This is a genomic window from Microbulbifer sp. (assembly GCF_036563125.1).
Classification (GTDB): Bacteria; Pseudomonadota; Gammaproteobacteria; order Pseudomonadales; family Cellvibrionaceae; genus Microbulbifer.
In genome coordinates this window covers 1-6,342 of sequence record NZ_DATCMV010000012.1, presented here as the reverse complement: position 1 = coordinate 6,342, position 6,342 = coordinate 1, and the positions used below count along the sequence as shown (strand labels likewise).

8 protein-coding genes are annotated in these 6,342 nt (G+C 56.6%); 2 read left to right on the top strand and 6 right to left on the bottom strand.

What is annotated here, in order from left to right; translation table 11 throughout:
• The first annotated feature begins 16 nt into the window (after positions 1 to 16).
• On the top strand, positions 17 to 610 hold the full coding sequence (locus tag VIL80_RS00890; RefSeq protein WP_332034283.1) for a DUF2939 domain-containing protein: 594 nt from the start codon (positions 17 to 19) through the stop codon (positions 608 to 610).
• 2 nt (positions 611 to 612) lie between these two features.
• On the top strand, positions 613 to 1,002 hold the full coding sequence (locus tag VIL80_RS00885; protein WP_332034282.1) for a DUF2237 family protein: 390 nt from the start codon (positions 613 to 615) through the stop codon (positions 1,000 to 1,002).
• Positions 1,003 to 1,347: 345 nt separating this feature from the next.
• Here VIL80_RS00885 and VIL80_RS00880 read toward each other — a convergent pair whose 3' ends face one another.
• From VIL80_RS00880 to VIL80_RS00855, 6 genes are all read right to left on the bottom strand, one after another.
• Positions 1,348 to 2,142, bottom strand: a complete 795-nt coding sequence (locus tag VIL80_RS00880; protein ID WP_332034281.1) for a LuxR C-terminal-related transcriptional regulator — start codon at positions 2,140 to 2,142, stop codon at positions 1,348 to 1,350.
• Between the two features lie 119 nt (positions 2,143 to 2,261).
• Entirely contained in the window at positions 2,262 to 3,059 is a 798-nt protein-coding gene (locus VIL80_RS00875; protein WP_332034280.1) for a LuxR C-terminal-related transcriptional regulator, read from the bottom strand.
• A 299-nt stretch (positions 3,060 to 3,358) separates the two neighbouring features.
• Positions 3,359 to 4,363, bottom strand: a complete 1,005-nt coding sequence (locus tag VIL80_RS00870; RefSeq protein WP_332034279.1) for an AgmX/PglI C-terminal domain-containing protein — start codon at positions 4,361 to 4,363, stop codon at positions 3,359 to 3,361.
• A 13-nt stretch (positions 4,364 to 4,376) separates the two neighbouring features.
• Positions 4,377 to 4,898, bottom strand: coding sequence for an ExbD/TolR family protein (locus VIL80_RS00865; protein ID WP_332034278.1), 522 nt, complete (start codon positions 4,896 to 4,898; stop codon positions 4,377 to 4,379).
• Positions 4,895 to 5,437, bottom strand: coding sequence for a biopolymer transporter ExbD (locus VIL80_RS00860; RefSeq protein WP_332034277.1), 543 nt, complete (start codon positions 5,435 to 5,437; stop codon positions 4,895 to 4,897). Before VIL80_RS00860 ends, VIL80_RS00865 begins: the two co-directional genes overlap by 4 nt.
• Before the next feature lie 46 nt (positions 5,438 to 5,483).
• Positions 5,484 to 6,176, bottom strand: coding sequence for a MotA/TolQ/ExbB proton channel family protein (locus VIL80_RS00855; protein ID WP_332034276.1), 693 nt, complete (start codon positions 6,174 to 6,176; stop codon positions 5,484 to 5,486).
• Between the last annotated feature and the right edge of the window lie 166 nt (positions 6,177 to 6,342).

Here is a 6,342-nt window from a genome sequence, read left to right as displayed (position 1 = left end):
TTAGGGTGAATGAGCTATGGGCAAGTGGACGCTGCGCGCCGTGTTATTGGTGATATTGCTGGGGCTGGTGTATGCCGCGCTGCCCTGGTATTCCGCGCACAAGCTGGTCGAGGCGGCGCAGGAACAGGACCTGGAGACCATGGAGCGCTACGTGGATTTTCCACAGCTGCGCGCTAATATCCGTGGGCGCCTGCTGGACGATGTACGGATCTCGATGGGCCAGGATCTGTCGCCGGAGTTGGGCAGCATATTTTCTGCCGGCGCCGAGCTTTTCCTCGGCCCGCTGATCGACAGCCTGATCAGCCCCCGCGGCATTTCCGAATTGATCCAGGGGCAAAAGGACTGGAAAGAATTTGAGCGCGAACTCGAAGGCGCTTTCGGCAGGGACCGTCGTTCTCCGCCCCCCTCTGTACCGGCCCCTGAGCCGTCACCGGAGGATGAAGACCAGCATCGCTGGCAGCTGCAGCACTGGCGTTTCAGCGGATTGAATACCGTCGAAGTGCTGTGTGGTAATCGCGGGGAAAAATCCAGGGTGCAGCTGTTTCTACAGCGCAACGGGTTGCGCTGGCAATTGGTGGATATGCGCCTGATCGATGAACAGGGAGAATGATTATGGCAATCACTATGGAAATGCACGAATCAAAAAATGTATTCGGTGATCCGCTGATTCCCTGTAGTACCGACCCGCTGACCGGGTTCTTCCGCGATGGTTGCTGCAATACCAACGACCAGGATCTTGGCTCCCACACCGTGTGTGTACAGGTGACCGAGGAATTTCTGAAGTTTTCCCGCGAGCGCGGCAACGATCTCAGCAGCCCGGTGGAAGAATTCGGTTTTCCCGGGCTGAATCCCGGTGATCGCTGGTGTCTTTGTGCGGCGCGCTGGCTGGAAGCGCAGAAAGAAGAGATGGCTCCGCGGGTTTACCTGCAGCGCACCCATCAGCGCGCGCTGGAGATTGTCCCGCTGGCACTGTTGCGCCAGTATGCGGCGGATCTTAACTGAGTGCCTGCACGGGGAAAAAGCGGGCAATAAAAATGCTCTGTGGTAAGCCATCCCGGCCTACCCAGAGCCAGCCTTGCGGCTGTAACCAACTCACAGGATGAGAATTTGTTGGTGAGCGAGGTTTCCATTCCCACCGGCGCTCCCTGACAGGAATCCGGTGTGCTCAGGGGTTAGCTTGCGCTTACTCTGTTTTTCGGACAATAGCTCTTTGGAGCCAAAAGCCGCCAATACACGCAAAAAATTGCGACTAAAATTCAGAATCCGTCCAAATAAAAGCGCTATTTAAATGACAGGGATGGCGGCCACAGTGAGTCATTGGCGCGGCGGTCCTGCAACCGCACGCGGTCACACCAGGCCTTCCACCAGTACTTTTGACACCAGTTGCCCGGTGGTTTTGCAGTCGGCCTTTTTGAGGATGTTCTTGCGGTGATTTTTTACCGTGTGCTGTGAAATCATGAGTATCTCGGCGATCTCTACACTGGTTTTTCCATCTGCCAGCAGCCGCACTATCTGCATCTCCCGCTCGGTAAACAGGGATGGTGCACCGATAAGCTGCATTTTTTCATCGAAGACGTCGATATTGAGATAACTCTCGCCACCAAACAGGTGCAGCAGCGACAGTTTGTAATTGTTGCGGGTGGTGATGTGGGAGATGTCCGTGTGGATACTCAGCACCTTGGAAACCCGGTTGGTATCGTCCGTGGCCAGGATCAGCGCCTGGTGGTTGAACATACGATAGCTGCCGTCGCGGGTACGCAGCCGTCCACAGTACGATATTTTGTAGTTCTTGACCTGGTCCCGACCAATCTGGTTGTTGAGGATCCTGAGTGCGGATTCCTCGGCGGCAGCGGCGAAAGACAGGTCTTCGGGATGCCCGCGCTCGATGATGGACTGAATGGTAGTAGTCGATGGGTCGAGTCCCAGGATCTGTTCAACAGATTTGCTGACCAGCATCGGTTTGTGGATATTGAAAAAATCCAGTACGTAATAATAGGAGGCGCCGGTACTGAATGTGGTGGCGATGAACTCGTCAATTTCTTTGCGTTGCAGCGCGATTTCTTGCTTGGCAAAGAAATCCGGTACATTGCGCCAGGCGCGATGTATCAGGTTTTGCTCCGGCTGTAGATCCCCAGGTTCCATCCAGATGGTCCTTATATTATTGTGTTTTTCTCGTCGTTAATTCCGCATTTCACGCAATCCGTGTGAATGCGATGGCAACCCTATCTCACGTATGTTGCAAAACAGGGTTGTCCGTTGGTTTAAATCAGGCCTTCGACAATGCAGCTTCCAAACAGCTGTCCCATGTTCTGGCAGCCAGCTTTTTTCAAAATCCGCTTGCGGTGGTTCTTTACCGTGAATTCCGACAGCGCCAGCTCGCGGCCAATTTCCGCGCTGGTGAAGCCGCGGGATATCAGGCGAATCACCGACACCTCCCGCGGGCTGAATACGGGTGTGCTCGGCTGTGGGGAATCGCTCTGCTCGTCCACATCGATATTGAGATAGGAAGGCTCACCGTCCATACCGATCAGCGAAAGTCGGTAATTATTTTCAGCGCTCAGGTGGGAAATATCCGTATGCACGTTCAGTGACTTGCCAATCCTGCCCTCGTCATCCGTGCTCAGGACAATGGCCTGATGGTTGAACAGGCGGTAACTGCCACCGCGTACCCTGAAGCGGAAGCAGTAGGACATCTTGTAACGGGTAATTTTCTCCAGACCGATCTGCTCGCGCACCAGGCGGAATGCAGTGGCTTCTGCTCTGGCGACAAACGCCATATCGTCCGGATGGATCTGGTCCAGAATGTCCTGGAAGGTGATGTTTTCCAGGCTGAGATCGTGGTGTCGCTCCACCTGCGGACTGACATACAGAAAGCTCAGGTCGAACAGGTCGAACACGTAGTGGTAGCAGGGCCCGTTGCTAAAAATTTGCCCCATGAGTTCATCGACCTGGAAGCCGGATAGCTCGGTCCTGCCCTGTGCCAGCATTTCCGCGCGGCTTGCCCAGACGCCCTTGAGTAGCTCGGTTTTGGGCTTGCTGGCTTGTGTCTCGTCGACCACAGGTCTGTCCTGGAAGAGGGTTGTTATCGCTTCTGGAGCCAAACCTGCTGCTTCAGAAGAGAATGAAAAGTCATTTCCAAATGCGACATTCGTCACAATTATTGTGGGACTTTTGTACCAGAAGCGTCACAGGGAATGCAATTGGCGCACGCAGTATTTACGCATTTAATTGCGGGTCTTCGCTGGTTGAGCGGGAAGTCGGACAGATAAGACAGGAAAGTTCTAGGCGGCTGGCGATGGAAGGGGAGTAAGGAAGAGCGCAACCGGAATCCATCCGGTTGCGCCGGTTCCGCCACCAATCAGGACGGCAGGAAATCGATGGAGTAGTTGAGGGTCGATTTCTCCACGTTGGCGGCACCGAAGTTGATCAGGCCGATACGCGCTAGCAGCTTGCGCTCCAGGTCGTCGTCACCCAGCTCACTGCTTACCAGGCTCACCGCGGAAACCGCACCGTTGGCCTCGATCACCAGTTTCACTGTCACCTTGCCCGCCAGCGTCGGGTTCTGGCGCAGCGCGCGGTTGTAGATGGCGAAGATGGCGCCCTTGTTGGCTTCCATGATCTGGCGGATGGACTCCTCACCGCGGGTACCGCGCTCACGGCGGGCCTCCTTGGCACTGGACTTCGCCGCCACGGTGGCTTCAGCCACTTCCACCTGAGTGGTCTCGCGCCCGGAGAGTGCGGAACCACCGGTATTGCGGCTCAGCTGTCCGGTGTTGATACCGCCACTGGATGCCTTGGATTTGTCGGAGATCAGCGAGCGGTCAATCTTCTGCGCACTGGCGGCGCCACTGGCAAGGCTGTTGGCGTTGGCCACCTGGGACACGTCGAGGCTGTCGCGCATATCCATCAGGTCGTCCTGCAGTTGCATCAGGCCGCTGTTTGCCGCCTTCTCCCTGGCCTTGGCCACTTCTGCGGCCGGCGCCTTTTCCGTGAGCGGTTTCGGTTTTACCGTCTTCACCGGTTCGGGTTTGGGCTTTTCAACCGGCTTGGGTTTTTCCTGTTTGACTTCCTTGGGCTCGGGCTTTTTTTCCACCGGCTTCGGCTTGGGCTTTTCAACTGGCTTCGGCAGTTCCTTTTTTTCCAGAATCACCCGCGCCAGCTGCGGCGGTAGCTTTTCTTTCTGCTCGCGCGTCAGCTCGGGGGCCGGAATAAAGGTAAACAGCGCGCCCACAATCACGAAGGCGACGATGCCCGCCTTGAGGAATTTTACAAAGCGCTGGTCCTCTTCTTCCGTGGAAGCCCAGGGCAGCAGCGAGTTGTAGTAGTGCCACGGCATCAGGGCCGGGGTAGCGGTAGTCGACATGGCTATGCTCCCCTTACTGACCAGCGGCGGGTGCCGCCGGGTCCTGTGCTGACGTTTGTGTGACCGCGAGATCGATATCGCGATAGTCCGCCGCGGCGCAGGTATTCATGATCTGCTTGAGCAGCGCGTAGGGCACTTCCTCGTCACCCAGGATGGTGATCGGGCGCCCCACTGACTGCTTGTCTTCCGGCAGAGGCTCCGCGCGGCTGGCGAGATATTTGAGCTCGTCCAGCAGCGGTTTGATCTGCTCGTCCTGTGCGGAAATATCCGCAACCTTCGCCACAATGCGGTTGCCCACCAGCAACTGGTCGCCGTTGACCCGCACAATGGTGGTGGTCTCCGGCTTCTCGGTGGAGGTGGAGTCGGGAAGTTTGATGGTCTTGTCCGCCTGCAGCACTTCCACATCGGAAGAGTTCACCAGCAGGAAGAAAACCAGAATGGTAAAAATATCCATCAGGGAAACCAGGTTCAGTTTGGTCTCCTTATGCCGGCGCTGCTTGCGCCCTTTCAGCTTGCCGCCGATCGTCGCTTTCATAATCCGTTGCCTGCCAGCTGTGCGTCTTGTGCTTGCCCGTCTTCCAGGGGCGCGTCGCCGAGGGAAATCTGCGGAAACAGCTCCGCGTCCACCACCGAGGCCGCCACCACCGCGCGGAACGAGCGCGCGGTGTCCATGGCGGTTACCAGGGTGCGGTAAGGCGTACCGGGTTCGGAGAGGATGACCAGATCTTTCTTGTCGATATCCTTCTCACGCAGACTGCGCTTCACTTCCTGCAATACATCGGACACCAGCTTGAAATCCGGCTCGCCGTCCCGGTTGGAAATACGCTTCACGCGAATTCCCGCCGGATAGTTGATGTCGATGTAATCGGCGCGCAGCACCAATTCCAGCTGCTGGTTCTCCTTTTGCTCCTGGGTAGTGCTCGGATCACTCAGACCGGGCAGATTCAGGTTCAGCACGGAGATATGGGAAAACACCATATTCAGCAGCAATACGGGGACCAGAACAGTCATCAGACTCATAAATGAGGTGATGTCCAGCTCCGGATCGGTTTCCAGCCTGCGTCGGATAGCCATGGCTCTCTCTTGTTATCTGATTACGCGTTTAGTGTTCTCTTGCCACTCAGGCGATGGCTTCGGCTCTGGCTGTCGGGCGCGCTGCGGGCGAAGCTTCTGCTTTCTGGCCGCGAGTAAGGGTAATCAGATTGAGGAATTTCACCCCGGCCATTTCCAGGCTGTCGATGATCTCGTTGGTCTTGTTCTGCAGCATGGAGTAAGCCAGCAGCAGCGGGATGGCGGCGATCAGACCGAAGGCGGTGGTGTTCATCGCCACGGAGATACTGGAGGACAGCATGGCCGCCTTCTCGGACGGCTCGGCGTTGGCCACCGCGGTAAATGCAGCGATCAGACCGATGATGGTACCGAGCAGGCCGAGCAGGGTGGAAATGTTGGCGAGCGTGGCCAGGTAATTTGTGCGTTTTTCCAGACGCGGCACAGCTTCGAGGATGCTCTCTTCGATCGCCATTGCGATGTTTTCATCCTTGCGCGCGTGCTGCGCGGTGGCGATACCAGCGGCAACGAGCTGGCCCATGGGGGCTTTTTCGTTCTGCGCGAACTTGAGTGCGGCGGCGAAGTTGCGCTGCTGCATCATCGGCAGGATCTGGCCGTAGGCGCGGCGGTTGGCGAGCTTGGCGCGGGACAGGAATACCCAGCGCTCGATGACGAGCACCAGTCCGATCACCAGTACCAGCGCGATGGGGTACATGAATGCGCCGCCGTTTTGGAAAAAGCGCAGCAGTGTGTTGAAAAACTCCATGGTCAAATCTCCGGGACGAAAAGATTTTTAATAAAAATGTGATTTAAAACTTTTATTCAGACTGACTTCTTGCGAAGTGAAATAGTCTGATATTAGGCGCTGCTACCGGAGACAGGTTCGCGAGACCTTCCGCGAGAGGGACCTCGCGGAAGAGCCCCCAGGGATG

What these genes read in the sequence shown, in the direction of transcription:
- VIL80_RS00865 (WP_332034278.1), bottom strand. Translation starts at nt 4,898, where the DNA reads ATGAAAGCGACGATCGGCGGCAAGCTGAAAGGGCGCAAGCAGCGCCGG.
- VIL80_RS00860 (WP_332034277.1), bottom strand. Translation starts at nt 5,437, where the DNA reads ATGGCTATCCGACGCAGGCTGGAAACCGATCCGGAGCTGGACATCACC.
- VIL80_RS00885 (WP_332034282.1), top strand. Translation starts at nt 613, where the DNA reads ATGGCAATCACTATGGAAATGCACGAATCAAAAAATGTATTCGGTGAT.
- VIL80_RS00890 (WP_332034283.1), top strand. Translation starts at nt 17, where the DNA reads ATGGGCAAGTGGACGCTGCGCGCCGTGTTATTGGTGATATTGCTGGGG.
- VIL80_RS00855 (WP_332034276.1), bottom strand. Translation starts at nt 6,176, where the DNA reads ATGGAGTTTTTCAACACACTGCTGCGCTTTTTCCAAAACGGCGGCGCA.
- VIL80_RS00880 (WP_332034281.1), bottom strand. Translation starts at nt 2,142, where the DNA reads ATGGAACCTGGGGATCTACAGCCGGAGCAAAACCTGATACATCGCGCC.
- VIL80_RS00870 (WP_332034279.1), bottom strand. Translation starts at nt 4,363, where the DNA reads ATGTCGACTACCGCTACCCCGGCCCTGATGCCGTGGCACTACTACAAC.